Raw genomic sequence first — 18,306 nt, 5'->3', positions numbered from 1 at the left:
GAAGGGAGAGCTACTGAGACAAGTATCCAGAAGTATATAGCTGAGTACAAGATATTTCATAAAACTTAAGCAATATAAAGTAATTCTGACACTATTTACACCTGTTTATTATGTACAAATAGCTAACTTTAGAATTTAAGATTGAGAAAATCTTATAAAATTACAGTAATTTAAATGAATATAACATCAATTAAATTGATGAAAGTTTTACTGTGAATATTGCTTGTCTGTATTCTGAGTAGCAAAGGTTTATTATGCCAATAAAAAAGTTGCCACAATCAGAATTGAAGATAATGAAATTTATATGGAAAGTAGATTCCAAAATAACATCAAAAGATATTATTTTAGCTATGGAGCAAAAATATCAATGGAAGCAAACGACAACTTTAACTATTTTATCTAGATTAGTAGTTAAAGGATTTTTAAATTCTAAAAAGGTAAATAAACATACACAGTATGAGATTTTAATTAATAAAAAGGACTACTTGAATGTTGAAACGAGAGAATTTTTTAGTAATATTCATGATTCCTCTATAAAAAGCTTATTATTATCACTTCATGCAGATGATAATATAAGTGAAAAAGATATACTTTTTATTGAAGAGTGGTTAAGAAGTATTAAATAAAAATAAGAAAATAAGATTAAAGAAAAATAGTAGCCATTTGTAAAATAAAACATGATACCTAAAAATATGAAAACTTATTTTTAGAAATTTTGTGAGCTTGTATAATATAAGTAAAACATTAGGTTGGTGATTTATGTAATTTAATAGATTATATGTAAATTAAATATTATAAAAATACAATCTTAAAGCAAAATTAAAGCAAAATTTTGTATAATATAAACATAAATCATATACAGTATATTTATGATATGTAGTATATCTGTATTTGAAAATTATAAATTATAAGTGGATTGTAATATGAACCAAAATAAAATTAAATATGAGTGTAAATTAATGATGGACAATTCTATTAATTCAATATAAAAAGCTACCTTTAGTTATCAATTAAATAACTATATTTTAGGGTAGCTTTTTGCATATGGATTGTAGTTGTGTAGAATACATAATTTCATAATTTTTATAAATATGACATATAGCTTTCAAGTTTAAATTGGTACAATAAAATAATAATAAAAATTAGGGGGGATATTTATGAAATATCAATGTTCATTATTGGCAGTAAATGATGTAGAAGTGTCAAAAAAGTTTTATGGAGAATTGTTTGACCAAAAAGTTGTGTTAGATTTAGGGAAAAATATAACTTTTAGTGGAGGATTTGCAATACAAGAGGATTTCGCATGGTTAACAGGACTAAATCCAGATACAGTTGTGAAAAAATCACACAATATGGAACTTTATTTTGAAGCTGATGATTTTGATAAATTTATTGAAAAACTTAAATCATATAAAGATGTAGAGTATGTTCACCAACCACTAAAATATGAATGGAAACAGAGAGTAGTGCGTATTTATGACCCTGATAAGCATATTATTGAGGTAGGAGAAGCTATGGAAGTTATAGCCAGAAGATACTTAGATGAAGGGTATTCTGTAGAAGAAGTTTCTAAGATTATTCAACATCCAATTGAATTTGTAGAGGAATGTAAAAGGAGTGAATAATTTTGTTACTAGTATTTTTAGATTAAAAATAAATCAAAAGTGGTGATTAAAATTGTATGAAAGAATGTTGAATAAAAGTGTTATGCCATCAGAAAAAGAGATTTCTGAGTATGTTGGCAAAAAACATTTTAATCTTATTTTGCATCTTGAGAATTTATTAGATAAAAAATATGATTTGCGTAAAGAATTAAGATTTCCTTTTGGAAATAATTATGGCTGGGGATATAAGTATTCACATAAAACAATGCATCTATTTTATGTGTTTTTTGAGAAAGATTGCTTTACAACAACTATTCAAATTGGAAGTAATGATGTAGACAAGCTATTAGATATACTGGATAACTTATTACCAAAGACAAATGAATTTTGGGATAAGCGATACCCTTGTGGAAGTGGAGGATGGATAAATTATAGAGTGGAGAATGAGAAAGAGCTTGATGATATTTTAAAGATTATTGAAGTTAAGAAAAAGCCTCCAAAAAATCTAATCATATAAAATAATAGTATTTGACAAGATTAATGATGTAAATTAAAATGAAAAGATATTTCTAGACAAGAGTATTGAGATAGAATGTATACTAGAAAAATAAACTATTCTTTAAAATAAGTGAGTATTTATAGTGTTTTGAGATATAGTTGATTTTTAAAGTATAAGTATACTATAGAACTCTTGTATAAATAGATATTAGTTAAATATTATTGTAAAGGAGTGATTAGTATTAAAGCAAAAGAACTTTATAAAAAGTTAGACTTAGAATTTGATATTAAAAATATTGATGATGATTGGAGTTTTATGAATTTTGAAAATGATTTTATTACTCCAGAGTTTAAGAAAAAATACATAGGTTTAGTATTAGATAATGCTCAAGACATTAATAAAGTATATACAGTTACTTTTCCAGATAAAGAAATAATTCAGCAAATCATAGATAAAGATGAAAGAGATATCTTACTTTTTTCACACCATGCAATGGGATATATAGCATCTGATGAAGGTTTTCCATTTCATGACATTTCACTATCTTATATGGAAGAGATGAAAAAACGTAGAATTTCTTTTTATGTATTACATTCTCCATTAGACAATTATAGTGATTATTCAACTTCTGTTAGTTTTGCAAATGCTTTAGGTCTTGAAATTGTCAAACCATTCTGCAAATATGATGATAAAATCAAGGTAGGAGTTATATGTAAAACATCCTTAAAGTCAGTAGAAGAGATTAAGGAGCTTGTTAAAAAAGCAGTTGGACATGATGTGAAACTATATGATTATGGAAGCTCTTTTTTAAAAGATGGTTTAGTAGCTATTGCAGCAGGGGGAGGAAGTTATCCATTTGTAGCAAGTGAAGTTGATGAGCTTTGTATAAATTTATATATTACTGGATTTACCAAGCCTTTAAAACATTTTGAGCCAGTATTAGAATTTCATAGAATTGCAAAAGAGAATTTAATTAATGTTATAGGTGCTACTCATTATTCTACAGAAAAATTTGCATGTATGTCTTTAGTTAATTACTTCAAAAATCTAGGGCTAGAATCAGAATTCTTAGAAGGAAAGTATTACTTAGAAGATTTATAATAGATATTAAACAAAAATAGGCAGTCAGTAAAAATTTGTGTTTACTGACTGCCTATTTTATTGTTTTTAGAATAATATCTTAATTAGCTTTATAATGTAGTATCGTAATACTCTCTGGAGAATTTAAAAAAATTGTCTTGGAGTTAGATTTTTTAGATATTCCAAAATCCATGCATATCTGCTTCTTTATTTGTTCATATTTTATAGCTAACATATATCAAGGTTATTTTTCCTATTTCACTATAGAATACTTATTTTTCGATGTTTTTTTATAGTATTATTATGATAAACTATATTTTATAAGTATTTATTTTAAATTATTATAAATATTAATTTTAAAATAATAGAATTATTATATTTATGAGAATAAATGGTATAATAAAAGGTAAAGTGTCAAATATCCGCTAAACTAAATAGATTAATTAGTATATACATTAAAATATAAACAATTTAAATAAATAATAATTTATAAGGAAAGGAAAGATAGAATGGTATTTACGAAAAGTAATAAGTATGACAAAGAGTTCCTCATGAAAAATATGATGGGACCTAATTGTATAAAAATACTAGAGGAACTGACAAATAAGATAAAATTAGAAAAGGGAATGCGTATTTTAGATTTAGGATGTGGAAGAGGTATATCTTCTATATTTTTAGCAAATGAATTTGATGCAACTGTATTTGCAACAGATTTGTGGATAGAACCAACTGAGAATTATGAAAGATTTAAGGACTTTAACTTAGATAATAAAATATTTCCAATACAAGCAGAGGCACATGAATTACCTTACGCAGAAGGTTTTTTTGATGCAGTAATAAGTGTTCATTCTTATCACTACTTTGGAAATAAAGAAGGTTTTTTAGAAAATCACATATCACCTCTTGTAAAAGAGGGTGGAATAATTGCAATGGCAATGCCAGGATTAAAACAAGATTTTGTAGATTGTATACCTGATGAACTTATTCCATTTTGGCAAGATAACATGAATTTTCATTCTCTTAAATGGTGGAATGAGCTTTGGTCAGAATCGGAGTCTGTGATTTTAGAGAAATGTGAAGCTTTAAGTTGTCATGAAGAAGCATGGCAAGATTGGCTAAACTGCGATAATTCTTATGCAAAAAATGATAAAAAAATGATGGAAGTAGAAGATGGTAAGTATTTTAATACAATTTCTCTAATAGCTAGAGTTAAATAAAAGTTGGAGTTAGATAAAGACTAGAGCTTGATAAAGATTTGAATCAGATAAAGATTTGAATCAGATAAAGATTAGAGTTAGATAAAAATTCAAATACAAAAATAATTATTCAAATATAAAGATGATTATTTAAATACAAAATGATTTTTTAGAGAATTTATACCCAATTGGACTATTAAGGTTGATTGGGTATTTTTATTTTGTAATAATATACTAAAAATAAAAATTTTATGTCACAAAGTACTTTTTAAATTGTCTAACTTAATATGGGGGTGAAATTATGAGTGAAAGTACACAAAATAATGTAAAAAAAGATGAAATAGAAAATTTGATAGATAGAGCTATTTTAGGAGACAAAAAATCTCTTGAAATTTTGTTATTGGATGTACAGGATTTAGTATTTAATTTATCCTTAAGAATGTTAGGTACTGTACAGGATGCAGAGGATGCCAGTCAAGAAATTATGATACGTGTAATTACTCATCTATCTACATTTAGAAAAGAAAGTTCTTTTTCTACATGGGTATTTAGAATAGCATACAATCATTTACAAAATTATAAAAAAAGTATGTTTTCTAAACAGCATTTAAGTTTTGAATATTATGGAGCTGATATCAAAAATGGCAAATCAAAAGATATACCTGATTTATCTCAAAATGTTGAAACTTCTATTATTGAAGAAGAACTAAAATATTCATGTACAAATGTAATGTTACAATGCTTGGATGTAGAGAGTAGATGCATTTTTATTTTAGGTACAATGTTTAAACTAAATAGTAAAGTTGCTGCTGATATTTTGGATATATCTTCTGAAGCATATAGACAGAGGCTATCACGAATTAGGAAGAAAATGGCCTCATTTTTAGATGAGTATTGTGGATTAAGTGGAAAAGGGGTATGTCAGTGCAAGAAGCGTATTAATTATGCAATAGTTAATCACCGTATAAATCCTAAAAACTTGGAGTATTCTAGTCTAGAAAAAGATGATGATAATACTATATTTAAATTTAAATCTGCTATGGAAGAAGCTGAAAATTTTTCAACAGTATTTTCAAGACTTCCATCATATTATTCTAGTGAAAAATTAAAAAAATTTCTAATAGATTTTTTACAGTCAGACTGCTACTCAATAATTAAAAATTTATAAATACTTAGAAAGTTTTTGAAATATGATGCAAAACTTTAATAAGTATTAAGTATGGATATTAGAAGTTATTTAGATATGTAATTTTAAAAATTAATTAATGAGTATTTTAAAATAGCTATATGGTATTTGAGTATCAATCAAGTATTTAAATAATTTTTAAAAATATTAATAAAATTAATATAAAAGGGAGAGAAAATTATGAAAAAAAATTGTATATTAGAGTTTTTAAATGCACTGAAAAACAATAATTCAAGAGAGTGGATGATGGAAAATAAAGAATGGAAAAAAGAAGCTACATTGCAATTTGAACAGTTGTTACAAGATATAATTAATGCTTTAGCTTATCAAGATAAATCTATTGCACATCTAAATGCAAAAGATTTAATATTTAGGTTGAATAGAGATACTCGTTTTAGTAATGATAAATCACCTTATAACCCATCATTTAGAGCACATATTTCATCTGCTGGACGAGTACCAATTCCAGTAGGGTATTACATAGATATTTCTCCACAAAATATATTTTTAGGAGCAGGACTTTTTACACCACAGCTTTCAGATGCAACAACAAGAGTGAGGGATTATATACTTAAACATTCAGATGAATTAGAATCTATTTTGTATAATCATAAATTTTCAGAGAATTTTACTTTAGATGGCGAAAAACTAAAAAATATTCCAAGAGGATATCCAAAAGATTTTACTAAAGGAGAGTATTTAAAACACAAAAGCTGGTATATTGAATATCACTTACAGGATAGTGACTTAGACAATTTATATGAATTTTGTAAAATGGTTACTGATAAATTCTTACTTATGAAACCTTTTAATGATTATATTAATAAAGCTTTAGAAGGCTACAAAATGCCTGAGAGAAAAGCTTAAACATAAGAAATATGAGTAGAGTATAATCGGGGCATAATATTAGTAAAAGTTTAAAATATAGTACAGTTAAAGTGTAATAAAGTGTTAAAATATTTGACAAATCGAAGGCTTGCTCTTATACTCAATACAAGTAAGGTACCTTTTTAAAGGACTTATTCGAAAAAAATCATATAATTAGTAAAATGTATGATTACAAAATTAATAATTAATTTAGGAGGTAAAAATCATGAATGAAACTCAAGATGAAAATTTATTAGAGCAATTTTTTAAAGTACAATCATTACTACATAAATTTCACCTTCAAAATCATAAATCACATGGTTTTTTTAGAGGAACGCATAGAGGTCAAGGAAGAGTATTATCTATGCTAAAAATAAAACCAGAAATTACTCAAAAAGAACTATCTTATTTGCTTGATATGAGACCTCAATCTTTAGGCGAGTTGCTTTCAAAACTAGAAAATCAAGGATTTATTACTCGTACACCTTCAGAAAAAGACCGTAGAGTAATGGTAGTAAGACTGACATCAAAGGGTATGGATGAAATTAATAAAATTGAGCAGGAAGAAGACCCAACTAATAAAATATTCGATATTTTAGAAAAAGAAGAAAAAAGTATTCTAAGTGATATTCTTACTAAGATTACTAATGAGTTGGAGAGAACTATAAAAAATGATGATAATATTAATTTTGATGGGGCGCATATGGGAGCACACTCAAGACCATATCCTGGTCAACGCTTAAGTTTTAATGGAAGAGAAGGTTTTGGAATGGGGCATATGGGTTCACATCCAAATCCACATGAGGAACCACATCCAAGTTCTCAAGAAGAAAAAGAGTTTTACAATCCACGTATGGAAGCATTTCAAGCTTTTTTTAATAGAGAAGAATTCTTTGAACAAATGACGAAACAGCATCCAGGATTTTTTGAACAGATAGTAAAAGAACATCCAGAGTTTTTCAAGAATAAGGAATTTGATGAGCAGAATGTATCTAAGGATGAAAAGTATCGCGAAAAGGATGTTAATGAAGATTAGAAACTATCTATCTTCCCACTATAATTATATCATAAATAAAAAGTTTTTTTAAGACTATGAATATATCCTCATTTCTATATAATTTGATATAGCGGATTAAACGTTAATTTCACTTGAGGAGGATTATAATATGAATCTAAATGATTTTGAATTGAATCTTGAAAATGAATGGCTCCAAAAAGTTCTTAAAGAAGCTAACAGACAGCTTGAGGAAAAACGTAGAGAAAAGGATAAACTAAAAAAAGATGCTATAGAAACTCAAAGGGAATTATGGAGTGATTTGGGGGCTATTTCTATTGAAAATGGATTAGAACAACTTTCTGAGTTTATGTCATTTATGGATGTTATGAAGCATCAAAAAAGGAGCCATGAATTTACTGAAAAGCTCAAAGATAAATACGAAAAAATGATTGAATCTCCTTATTTCGGACGAATTGACTTTACTGAAGATAATGAAGTTGATACTCAAAAGTGTTATATTGGGCTATCAAATCTCATTGATGATGATTATGATTTTCTTGTATATGATTGGCGAGCTCCTATTTCAAGTATGTTTTACGACTATGAGATTGGACAAGCAAGTTATGATTGCCCAGAAGGATTAATCTCTGGAGCAATAACTAAGAAAAGACAATATAAAATAAAAGATGGAAAAATTGAGTATATGTTTGACAGCAATCTAAATATTGATGATGATGTCTTACAAGAGCTTTTAGGCAAAAACTCTGATGAGAAAATGAAAACTATAGTTACAACTATTCAAAGAGAGCAAAATCAAGTGATTCGTAATGAAGATTATAAAAACTTAATTGTACAAGGGGCCGCTGGAAGTGGAAAAACATCTATAGCACTTCATAGAATTGCATATTTACTATATAGACATAAGGATAAAATAACATCTAAAAATATAATAATATTTTCTCCAAATAACATATTTAACGATTATATATCAAATGTATTACCACAACTTGGTGAAGATAATATTTGCCAGACCACATTTAAAGACTATATGCATCAAGAATTAGGAAATGATTTTAAAAAAGAAAGTCCATCAGAAATGATGGAGTATATATTTGATAATAATCAAAAAATAACATATAGAGATAGGATAGAAAATATAGAATTTAAAACATCTTCAGAGTTTGTGGATATATTAAAAAAATATATAACTCATCTAGAGACAGAGGATAGATGCTTTGAAGATATTATTGTGAGAGGCAAGTTGATAATTTCATCTAAGGATTTGCAAGATTTGTTTTCCAATGATTATTCAAATCTACCAATCAAGAAAAGATTAGAAAAGATAAAATCAAGAATAATGTTTCTAATTGAACCATATGAAAAAATTTGGGTTGATGAAATATTTAAAGAACTTGAAGAATCTGGAAATTATATAGAAAAAGAAGAAATGATAGAAAAAAGTACTCTTATTGTAAAAGAAAATTTGAAAGAAATCTATTCTAAAGTTTTAAAAATGACAGAGCTAGACTTGATAGACACTTATAAAAATCTATTTGAGAATTTGGAGCTGTTTTTAGATAAAACGAATATTGAGTATGATAAAAATCTTATAGATAATATAAGAACTTATACAATGGATAATTTGAGTGTAAAGAGCCTTTATTATGAGGACCAAATTGCTCTTTTATATTTAAAAGGGGTTCTTGGAGGTATCCCAAATACATCACAAATTAAATATGTAATCATAGATGAAGCACAGGATTACAGTCCATTACAATATGAAATATTTTATAAACTCTTTAATTCTGCCAATATGACTATATTAGGAGATATCAACCAATCAATCAATCCATTTATGAATGTTGGAGATTACAATAATATTCATGATATATTAAAGAATGATACTTGTATAATAAATCTAAGTAAAACCTATCGTTCAACAATGGAAATTACTAGATTTTCAAGAAAACTTCTTACTGAATCTATAAATGATGAATATGTTGAAAGACATGGTGATGAGCCTAAGATAATCGGTTTTAAAGATAAAAATCAACTGAATAAAAAACTTATTGAAGATATAAAAGGTTATAAAAAGAAAAATTATAACTCTGTTGGTATCATAACAAAAACAGTTCGTGAAGCTAGAGAAGTATACGAGTTCTTAAAAGAGAATGATGTTGATGTACAGTGTATAACAAAAGATGATGATGAGTATATAAATGGCGTGTTAATAATGCCTTCATACCTATCTAAAGGGCTTGAATTTGATGTGGTTATTATATATAATGCAAGCAATAAAAATTATAATAATGAAGATGAAAGGTTGCTCCTTTATACTTGTTGTACAAGAGCTCTTCATGTACTAAACATATATTATTTAGATGAGATAAGTTCTTTATTAAAACAATATTAAAGTAAGATTAAAGTAATACTAAAACGATATTAAAACAATATTAAAATAATATTGAAGTAATATTGAAGTAATATTAAAATAATGAAATTTTAATTCTTTTCTAATTTTTTAGGATTATTATATATTTATTATGTACTTGTAATGAATATTTATATGAGTATTTTATGATAAAGTTAAAGCCCTTAAAATTCAAAATAGATGGTTTTTAAGGGCTTTTTTAGTAGTATTATTTAGCTAGAATTTGTATAGCAGTTAAATAGTTAAAATCTGATATATAAATTCTAAAAAAAATATTAATATAAAAGAGATGGTTATGTTTACTAATAAATAAATTAAAGTAACAAATAATAGACTCATAAATAATTCAATTGTTAGATATGTTTTATGTTACTTATCTTTATTTTGTATCTATTACTTCATGAGCCATCTCTACTAAATTATTCATAGATAAATCTGAGTCCTGAACTATAAATGAGTAATAAACTCCATTTTGTTTCCAGCTCAAATATTTATATTCATTAACTTCCACATCACCTGACCACTCACTAAATACATATTTACCTGATTTTTCATCAAGTTTATCCTGTTCTGTCATTTTATAACCTTCTGGTACATACTTTTGCTTGAATTCCTCATAAGAAATATTTACATCTTTGTATGTATCTACAACTTTTATATTCTCAGAATCTTTTCCAAGTACATTATTTGATGTTTTAAGAGATATTTCATCATTACCATTTTCATAGGTAAAATCAAGTGCTTTTAATTCGCCTAAAATGTTATCTTCCTTATCAAGTCCTTTTTCATTTATAGTATAAGCTCCTTTAAATTTATATCCATTACTAAATTCAGAAACAATATTAGGGGCAAATTTAAAGTCTTTTTTTACTTGTTCTGTAGTTGGGATAGATGTATAGGTAGCTCTAGCACTTGATTTTCCAATTATACTAGATATCTCTCCTGTAGCAAGAACTGTTGTACCCAAAAGTAGAGTAACAGCAAAAGTTGCAATTAATCCTTTTTTGAATGATAAATTAAATGGTAATTTATGTTTTTTATTATTAATCATTTTATAATTTTCCCCTCTTTCTGGTAGACTATTTAATGTTTTATTTAATCTATTATGAAAGCTTTCTGGAGCTTTCGGAAATGAATTATTTAATTTGTTTTTGTTCATACATTACCTCCATATTTTCTAATTTAGTTTTTAATAATTTTCGACCTCTTGATAATCTGCTTTTTACAGTTCCTTGAGGTATATCTAATATTTCTTTAATCTCATCTATTGAATATCCCTCGATATAATAAAGAACTATTGGAATCTTAATTTTTTTAGATAAACCTTGAATAGCAATATATAAATCACTGTAATCATCATCTTCTTCTACTTTTTTGTTCTTGAGAATTTCTTCAAAGGGTAGAAGGTTAAACTGTTTACGTCTTAATGAATTACATTCATTTATGACTATTCTAATCAACCAAGTCTTAAAATATTGTTGTTCTTTTAGTGAGTCTAATTTTTCATATGCCTTTAAAATAGCATTGTTGACAGCATCCTCACAATCTTGGTCATTTCCTAAAATAGACTTAGATATGCGATACAAAGTCTGTTCTGACTCAAGAATATTATTAATAAATGTAGTTTTATCCAATTGTACTCCTACCTTTCTATGCAAATCGTAGCGCTACTTTTTTGCCTTACACTTATTAGATAAAATTTTACTATAAATGGTTCACTTTTTTTAAATAATTATTTTATTAGTAGGAGTATCCCTAATTTTTTTCATTTTGAAAATAGAAAATAAAAGAAATTGAAGAAAATACAAAGGTACCTTAAAAATAGTGTTGACAAAATTATAAGGTACCTTTATAATTAAAAATAGATAAGGTACCTTAATAAAACTGAAAAAATAAATTAATAGAAAAAATCGAGTTAATTAGGAGGAGTTAATATGAATTATTACAAAGATAAAAGAGAAGGATTTAGAGGATATGGAGGTCCTCATAGACATCCATGGAATCATGTATGTGAAGGGTGCAAAATATTTGAAATGATGTGTCATGAAGGATTTGCACCAAGAGGATACGAAGGAGGTCATGGCAATAGAGAATGTAGAAGTCATGACAATAGAGAATATAGAGGTCATGAAGGATTTGCGTCAAGAGGATACGAAGGAGGTCATGGCAATAGAGAGTGTAGAAGTCATGAAGGATTTGCGCCAAGAGGATACGAAGGAGGTTATGGCAATAGAGAATGTAGAAGTCATGAAGGATTTGCACCAAGTGGTCATGAAAGAACTTACAGAGAATTTAAAGAAAATGAAGAGTTTGATGCTAAAAATTATCAAGAAAACAATGAATATCAGAAATGTGGAAGATTTGAAAATCAAAATGTAGATGAAAAAATAGTGTCTGAAAATAAATCAGATACTGAGAAAAATAATATAAAAGAATATGAAAAAATTTATGAATCTAAAACAGTAACTGATGAACAAGTAGAAGAGGTTAAGAAAAATAATACTAAAGAAGAAATTAAAGGTGAAAAAAAAGATACTGATAAAAAATAGGGTTAGAAATTCAATAAATAAACAATTAAATTAAAGGTTAAAAAATAAATATCAGAATACAAATAAAAACATATTATTGACTAAATCAAAAAGGTGATAGCTTTAAAAGACTGTCACCTTTATTTTTTTATAGTTGTTTATTGGTGCAAGTATTTCAATAAATATGGGAGATAAAGATTAGTTTTATTAGGAATGATTAAAAACATATAAATTTGAGTAGATATAAGTTACAATTTACATTTTTATGATAACATTTTCTTTACAATTTTTTAGATATATGTTAATATTTAGAAAAATGCATATGTATTCATAAAATAGCCTAAAAATAGATAAAAAGGTTGCAAAAAAGAAAACGTATGCAATGACAAGTCAATAAAGTTAGATTATACTTTATAAATTTGGGAGGATATAATCATGGGAAAATATCAAGAATCAAAAAGAGTTGTAAGAAATTACTTTGAAGCATTAGAAAATGCCAATGGAGATGAAATTAAAAAAATTTTAAAACAGCACATGAAGTCAGATTATGACTGGAGAGGCGTATATCCATTTCGTGAACAAAAAGGAGTTGAAAATGTAGCAGATATATTTTGGAAGCCTTTAAAGCATTCATTGAGTAATATGCAAAGACGACAAGATATCTTCATTGCAGGTACTAATGAAATTGATAACAGTGAGTGGGTAATGAGTATGGGTCATTTTATGGGACTTTTTGATAATGATTGGCTTGGGATTAAGCATACTCGCAAGATGATTAGCTTAAGATATGCGGAATTTAACTGTGTGAAGGATGGTAGAATTTCCAAAACTGGATTATTTGTAGATATAATTGGATTTATGATTCAGGCAGGTGTCAATCCATTGCCACCACAAACAGGTTCATATTTTGTATATCCAGGACCAATTGACCATAATGGATTACTTTTTGAAGATGCAGATGAAGTAGAGGGGGTTAAGACTTTAGCATTAGTCAATAAAATGGTAGATGATTTGTCTGAACTAAATGACAGTGGTTCTATGGGATGCCCACCAGAGATACTTGAAAAATCATGGGCTAAAGATATGATTTGGTATGGACCAGGGGGGATTGGAGCTTCTTATACTATACCTAGATATCAAGAACAACATCAATTGCCATTTAGAAATAATTTAAAAGGAAAGACTTTTAATGGACATGTATGTAGATTCGCAGAAGGTAATTTTGCTTGTTTCTTTGGATGGCCTAACTTAAGCAATATCCCATGTGGAGGATTTTTAGGATTGCCAGGTGGAGAGGTTAAGGCAGATATGCAAGTCGTTGATGTTTACTATCGTAAAGGAGATAAACTTAAAGAAAATTGGGTGTTGATTGATATTCCATACTGGTTAAAACAACAAGGTCTTGATATTCTTGAAAGAACTAAAAGTATTTTTAATGTTTAATTTTTAATAATTAATTTTGAATACGTATTCAAGAAAGGAGATAATGTAAATTGAAGTATATTGATAAAAATGATGTAAGAGAAAAAGATAAAGAAAAAGCAAAAGCAAAAGAAGTTGATATAAATGAGATTAAATTAAGTAATGTTGGAGTAAATAAAGCTAATAATGTTGAAGTAAATAAAGCTAATATAGATAAAATCAATGAGAATAATACTATTAAAAAAGCTGAAGAAATTACATTGAAGGGAGAAACAAATATGGAGTCTACAAAAATTTACTATGGAGATTCACTAGAAGTAACACCTGTTGGAGTAATGGATTATAATGATTTTTCAAATCAAACAAAAAGGGAGCAGAAGTTACCTGGATTTGATTCCAAATATAGAGATTTTGTAGACTATATTATGAAAATTACACATAATATTTGGGAAGAAAAAGGTATTGGAGTTATTTATGATACATATCACAATAATGTAACAATGCACTGTGGTTCTTCTAATTTAGTTGGTATAAAAGATGTTATCTCAAATACTCTTCAAACTTTACATGCGTTTCCAGATAGAAGGCTGATTGGTCAAAATGTAATATGGTCTAATTTTGGTGCTGATGGTTTTTTGTCTTCTCATCGTGTTTTGTCGACAGCAACTAATTTAGGTGACAGTAATTTTGCTCCAGCAACTGGAAAAAAGATAAATTTTAGAACTGTAATTGATTGTGCTACTACGAACAATAGAATCCATGAAGAATGGCTAGTTAGAGATAATCTATGGATTGTTACTCAGTTAGGATTAAATCCTCAAGAAGTGGCAAAAAATATGGCAAAGGCAAGTGCATCTAAAGTATTGAGTTTACAATCAACTTATGGTATTTGTGAGTCTATGGATGGTCAATTTATGCCAGCAAAGTATCAAGCTAAAGATGATTCTGTTGGTGAAATGATGCTTGAGATGACAAGTCGTATTTACAATTATAAATATATAAATGAAGTTAAAAAGTACTATCACGATAATGCAGTAGTACATTTCATATGTGATAAAGATTTAAATGGGTATGATGAGATTCAAGGAATGATTGTAAGTTTACTTGCTTCAATTCCAAATGGCAGTTATGAAGTAGAAAGAGTAACTTGTAATCAAAAGGAAAAAAATGAAGGATATGATGTATCTGTTAGATGGAGACTACGTGGAATAAATGAAGGCATTGGATTTTTTGGACAACCTTCTGGTAAGCATGTAGAGGTAATGGGAATTAATCATTATCATGTACTACAAGGTAAGGTAAAGGAAGAATGGATGACTTTTGATGGTATGGATGTTTTGAAGCAGATGTACATGGGTGTAGAAGAGTAAGATAGTTTAGAGTATAAATATTTTTAGAAATTATATAATAAGTATTCTTGTTATATAATTTAAGCAAGAAATATGTATGAAAAGTAAAAATTTAAAGTTTTAGCAATAGTATGCTTAATAGTAAGGGAGGGGTAATTATGAATAATATGAAAACAACAGATGTGATAGAAAATGATATTATACTAGGAAAAGATTATTCAAATCTAAAAAGGGGAATTGCATTTTTTTCGATTGCTTTAATATACTTTTTCTATTGCTATAACTTTATGGTAGGTACCTTTATTAAACCAACAATGATTTATACTTTGGCAGAAGGTGGATTTGGGTTTTCATTAAAACAGACAGAAGAAATATTTGCTGTCATGTCCTTTGGTACAATTCCAGGTACATTCATTTTTGGAGTAATTTCTACAAAGCTTGGTAAAAAGAAAACTTTAATTAGTGTAGCTTTATTAATTGGGTTGACGACTTTTATTCCAATGTTATCTCCTACAAATATTATATTGTGGAAAATTGCACGTTTATGCACAGGGGTAGTATTGGGTGGTGTATTTGGAACAGCTATGCCTCTAGTTGCAGATATGTTTCCAAGCAAATATCGTGGTAAGTTAGCTGCTGTATTAACTGCATTATTTTCACTAGCTATGATTTTTGGTGGGAAAGTGTATGGATTTTTAGGTGATGCAAATTGGCAAATATTAATGTATACTGCGATTATACCACCTATAGTTGGAGCTATTTTGGCATTTTTCTTTGTACCAGATGATTCAGAGTATACAAGAGAATTAGTTAAAAAAGGAAAAGAAACAGGTGAAAAAATTAGCTATGTAAGTATGTATAAGGGGAAATATTTGTGGATTGGACTAGGAACAATTATTTTATCAGGTGCTAACTTCACAGCATACTCAGCATTTTCAAACAATGCAACTACATATTTGGTAACAGGGATAGGAATGACAGCAGCAGTAGCAGGTTCTATATATAGTTTACAAGGAATTGGGCAGTTAGTAGGATATTTATTTTGGGGTTCAATAGCAGATAAATTTGGAAGAAAAGTACCTTTTATAGGGATGGCATTAGCAGCAGTATTTGTATTTATATATACAAAACTAGGAGGAAATAATACAACAGCATTTTATATGATATCAGTATTATTAGGAATTGCTGTTGGGTATTCTGGAGCATGGGGAGCATACTATACAGAATTATTCCCAAGTAAATATCGTTCATTGTCCTCTGGAATGTCATTTAATGGAGGAAGAATTATATCTACATTTGCAATTCCTGCAATAGCTGGTACAGCTTCTGGTGCTTTAGGTATGACAACTATTTTTTATATATCAACAGCAGTATTTGTAGCAGGTGCTATTGTATGGCTGTTCTTACCAGAAACATTAAACAAGAAAGAGTAGAATTCTAAGAACTATTTTGTTGGTTAGAAAGGGGTGGCTTATGATTTCAGTAATCGATGTGTGTATTATAGTAGGATATTTGCTGTTAATGTTGGTTATTGGTTATTATTCAGGAAAAGATAATAAAAATCAAGAAGATTATTTCTTAGCAGGTAGGTCAATGCCATGGATTCCAATCGCTTTGTCAGTTGCTGCTACTATGATTAGTGCTAATGGATTTATAGGGGGGCCTGGATGGGCATATATGGATGGAATGTATCCAGTAATGGTTAACATTACAGTCCCTTTAGCAATATTTTTTGCACTGAGCATTACCACCCCAGTTATTTATAGATTAAAAATAACATCTGTATATGAATATATGGGACTTCGTTTAGGCAATTATTCAAGGGGCTTAACTATTATTCAATTTTTTATCAATTCATTGATTCAAGCGAGTTCTATGGTGTATATACCAGTACTTATTATTCAAATAATCACTGGTTGGTCACTTTATATTTTGGTTCCAATAGTTGTATGTGTAGCAATTATATATACACTACTAGGGGGAATTAAAGCAGTTATATGGACTGATAGTATTCAAATGTTAGTAGTAATAGGTGCTGTATTTATAGTAAGTATGACAGCACTAAAAGGAATGAATCTTGGCTTTTTTGATACATTGCAAATTGCACAACAGAGTGGTAAATTAAATACATTTGATTTTAATATGGATGTTTCAATTACAAATACTTTTTGGGCTACTCTGATTGGCGGAACTGTAATGTGGATAAGATATTTCTGCTTTGACCAATCTCAAGTTCAAAGAGTTTTGACATCTAAATCTTTAAAAGGAGCCAAAAATTCTTTTGTAGTTAGTGCATTTGTTATGAATTTAGCTTACTATTTTATGTTATTAGTAGGAGTGATTTTATTTGTTTATTATAAGGGAAGGACATTTGAAACTTCAAATGAAATAATGATTACTTTTATTTTGAATGAACTTCCAGTAGGGGCAATTGGAATTATTATTGCTGGTGTATTTGCAGCGGCGATGTCTAGTATTGATTCTATATTAAATAGTATGACAACTGTTTTTACAAAGGATATTTATGAGTTTTATTTTAAAAAAGATAATGAGGAATCGTCATTAAAAGTCACGATGATTATAACAATGATTATAGGTATTGTTATGACATGTTTTATTATTATGGGATTTGGAGGAAGCATCAAATCAATTCTTGACCTTGTTGGTAACTATATTTCATATTTTGCTGGTCCAGCTACGGGTGCATTTATATTGGCTATGTTTACATACAAAACTCATGATAAAGGGGTATCTATTGGTTTTATCATAGGATTAGTTTTAGGATTTTTTATTTCTAATAAATATAATGTGAGTTGGTTGTGGAATCCAGCAATAGGTGCTACAATAACATTAATATTTGGATATATTTTTAGTATCATTTTAAAGAATAATCATAATATAGAAGATATTAAAAAATATACTGTATTTGGTATGAGAAAAGAACTTATTTCACAAGGAATAGATAAAGTAGATGGAGTGTCTGTATTGCCATTTTCTTTAGGTAAACAAGAGTTAATTGTGTTAGTTTTTTTCGTTGTCCAATATATAATCTTATTTTTAATACAATTTTAATGAGAAATGCAAGATGTTTAATAAGAAGTAAAGGGCGTTAAAAAGAAATGCAAGATGTTTAAAAAGAAATACAAG

16 protein-coding genes are annotated in these 18,306 nt (G+C 27.7%); 14 read left to right on the top strand and 2 right to left on the bottom strand.

The genetic code is table 11. From position 1 onward, the window contains the following. Window positions 1-254 precede the first annotated feature (254 nt). From JJC01_16975 to JJC01_16935, 9 genes are all read left to right on the top strand, one after another. Complete coding sequence (locus JJC01_16975; GenBank protein ID UDN57838.1) at window positions 255-626, top strand: BlaI/MecI/CopY family transcriptional regulator; 372 nt, start codon at window positions 255-257, stop codon at window positions 624-626. Between the two features lie 531 nt (window positions 627-1,157). Beyond that, the gene (locus JJC01_16970) at window positions 1,158-1,625 is read left to right on the top strand and encodes a VOC family protein (protein ID UDN57837.1); all 468 of its coding nucleotides are present in this window, start codon (window positions 1,158-1,160) and stop codon (window positions 1,623-1,625) included. Between the two features lie 52 nt (window positions 1,626-1,677). After that, window positions 1,678-2,121, top strand: coding sequence for a DUF3788 family protein (locus JJC01_16965; GenBank protein ID UDN57836.1), 444 nt, complete (start codon window positions 1,678-1,680; stop codon window positions 2,119-2,121). A gap of 213 nt (window positions 2,122-2,334) precedes the next feature. Further along, window positions 2,335-3,204 (top strand): Nif3-like dinuclear metal center hexameric protein, encoded by an 870-nt coding sequence (locus JJC01_16960; GenBank protein UDN57835.1) that lies wholly within the window; start codon window positions 2,335-2,337, stop codon window positions 3,202-3,204. Between the two features lie 488 nt (window positions 3,205-3,692). Beyond that, window positions 3,693-4,400, top strand: coding sequence for a methyltransferase domain-containing protein (locus JJC01_16955; protein ID UDN57834.1), 708 nt, complete (start codon window positions 3,693-3,695; stop codon window positions 4,398-4,400). A gap of 280 nt (window positions 4,401-4,680) precedes the next feature. Further along, window positions 4,681-5,547, top strand: coding sequence for an RNA polymerase sigma factor (locus JJC01_16950; protein ID UDN57833.1), 867 nt, complete (start codon window positions 4,681-4,683; stop codon window positions 5,545-5,547). Window positions 5,548-5,745: 198 nt separating this feature from the next. Beyond that, a complete protein-coding gene (locus tag JJC01_16945) occupies window positions 5,746-6,432 on the top strand; it encodes a DUF2461 domain-containing protein (protein ID UDN57832.1) in 687 nt (228 codons plus the stop codon). A gap of 226 nt (window positions 6,433-6,658) precedes the next feature. Next, window positions 6,659-7,468, top strand: coding sequence for a winged helix-turn-helix transcriptional regulator (locus tag JJC01_16940; protein ID UDN57831.1), 810 nt, complete (start codon window positions 6,659-6,661; stop codon window positions 7,466-7,468). Window positions 7,469-7,598: 130 nt separating this feature from the next. Beyond that, entirely contained in the window at window positions 7,599-9,842 is a 2,244-nt protein-coding gene (locus JJC01_16935; protein UDN57830.1) for a UvrD-helicase domain-containing protein, read from the top strand. 397 nt (window positions 9,843-10,239) lie between these two features. Here the strand turns inward: JJC01_16935 and JJC01_16930 are convergent, their stop codons facing one another. After that, a complete protein-coding gene (locus JJC01_16930; GenBank protein ID UDN57829.1) occupies window positions 10,240-11,019 on the bottom strand; it encodes a hypothetical protein in 780 nt (259 codons plus the stop codon). Beyond that, window positions 10,997-11,494, bottom strand: coding sequence for an RNA polymerase sigma factor (locus JJC01_16925; GenBank protein ID UDN57828.1), 498 nt, complete (start codon window positions 11,492-11,494; stop codon window positions 10,997-10,999). The genes JJC01_16930 and JJC01_16925 overlap by 23 nt, the downstream gene beginning before the upstream one ends. Before the next feature lie 300 nt (window positions 11,495-11,794). On the opposite strand from JJC01_16925, the gene JJC01_16920 reads away from it, so the two are divergent. The 5 genes from JJC01_16920 (at window position 11,795) to JJC01_16900 (ending at window position 18,231) form a co-directional block, all read left to right on the top strand. Next, entirely contained in the window at window positions 11,795-12,409 is a 615-nt protein-coding gene (locus JJC01_16920) for a hypothetical protein (protein UDN57827.1), read from the top strand. Between the two features lie 414 nt (window positions 12,410-12,823). Beyond that, window positions 12,824-13,831 carry a nuclear transport factor 2 family protein gene (locus tag JJC01_16915; protein UDN57826.1) on the top strand — a complete coding sequence of 336 codons (1,008 nt, stop codon included), beginning with the start codon at window positions 12,824-12,826 and terminating at the stop codon, window positions 13,829-13,831. A gap of 257 nt (window positions 13,832-14,088) precedes the next feature. Beyond that, window positions 14,089-15,180 (top strand): ester cyclase, encoded by a 1,092-nt coding sequence (locus tag JJC01_16910; protein UDN60203.1) that lies wholly within the window; start codon window positions 14,089-14,091, stop codon window positions 15,178-15,180. A 146-nt stretch (window positions 15,181-15,326) separates the two neighbouring features. Then, the gene (locus JJC01_16905) at window positions 15,327-16,592 is read left to right on the top strand and encodes an MFS transporter (GenBank protein ID UDN60202.1); all 1,266 of its coding nucleotides are present in this window, start codon (window positions 15,327-15,329) and stop codon (window positions 16,590-16,592) included. Window positions 16,593-16,632: 40 nt separating this feature from the next. Continuing rightward, complete coding sequence (locus tag JJC01_16900; GenBank protein UDN57825.1) at window positions 16,633-18,231, top strand: sodium:solute symporter; 1,599 nt, start codon at window positions 16,633-16,635, stop codon at window positions 18,229-18,231. Window positions 18,232-18,306: the final 75 nt, after the last annotated feature.

Source organism: Clostridioides sp. ES-S-0010-02, assembly GCA_020641055.1.
Taxonomy (GTDB): Bacteria; Bacillota; Clostridia; order Peptostreptococcales; family Peptostreptococcaceae; genus Clostridioides.
The sequence above is the reverse complement of the archived record's forward strand: the minus strand, read 5'-3'. Positions and strand labels throughout refer to the sequence as shown.

Excerpts from the sequence above, each read along its gene's own strand:
- JJC01_16930 (UDN57829.1), bottom strand. The coding sequence starts at position 11,019 with ATGAACAAAAACAAATTAAATAATTCATTTCCGAAAGCTCCAGAAAGC.
- JJC01_16945 (UDN57832.1), top strand. The coding sequence starts at position 5,746 with ATGAAAAAAAATTGTATATTAGAGTTTTTAAATGCACTGAAAAACAAT.
- JJC01_16940 (UDN57831.1), top strand. The coding sequence starts at position 6,659 with ATGAATGAAACTCAAGATGAAAATTTATTAGAGCAATTTTTTAAAGTA.
- JJC01_16915 (UDN57826.1), top strand. The coding sequence starts at position 12,824 with ATGGGAAAATATCAAGAATCAAAAAGAGTTGTAAGAAATTACTTTGAA.
- JJC01_16920 (UDN57827.1), top strand. The coding sequence starts at position 11,795 with ATGAATTATTACAAAGATAAAAGAGAAGGATTTAGAGGATATGGAGGT.
- JJC01_16900 (UDN57825.1), top strand. The coding sequence starts at position 16,633 with ATGATTTCAGTAATCGATGTGTGTATTATAGTAGGATATTTGCTGTTA.
- JJC01_16955 (UDN57834.1), top strand. The coding sequence starts at position 3,693 with ATGGTATTTACGAAAAGTAATAAGTATGACAAAGAGTTCCTCATGAAA.
- JJC01_16975 (UDN57838.1), top strand. The coding sequence starts at position 255 with ATGCCAATAAAAAAGTTGCCACAATCAGAATTGAAGATAATGAAATTT.
- JJC01_16970 (UDN57837.1), top strand. The coding sequence starts at position 1,158 with ATGAAATATCAATGTTCATTATTGGCAGTAAATGATGTAGAAGTGTCA.
- JJC01_16950 (UDN57833.1), top strand. The coding sequence starts at position 4,681 with ATGAGTGAAAGTACACAAAATAATGTAAAAAAAGATGAAATAGAAAAT.
- JJC01_16910 (UDN60203.1), top strand. The coding sequence starts at position 14,089 with ATGGAGTCTACAAAAATTTACTATGGAGATTCACTAGAAGTAACACCT.
- JJC01_16935 (UDN57830.1), top strand. The coding sequence starts at position 7,599 with ATGAATCTAAATGATTTTGAATTGAATCTTGAAAATGAATGGCTCCAA.
- JJC01_16905 (UDN60202.1), top strand. The coding sequence starts at position 15,327 with ATGAAAACAACAGATGTGATAGAAAATGATATTATACTAGGAAAAGAT.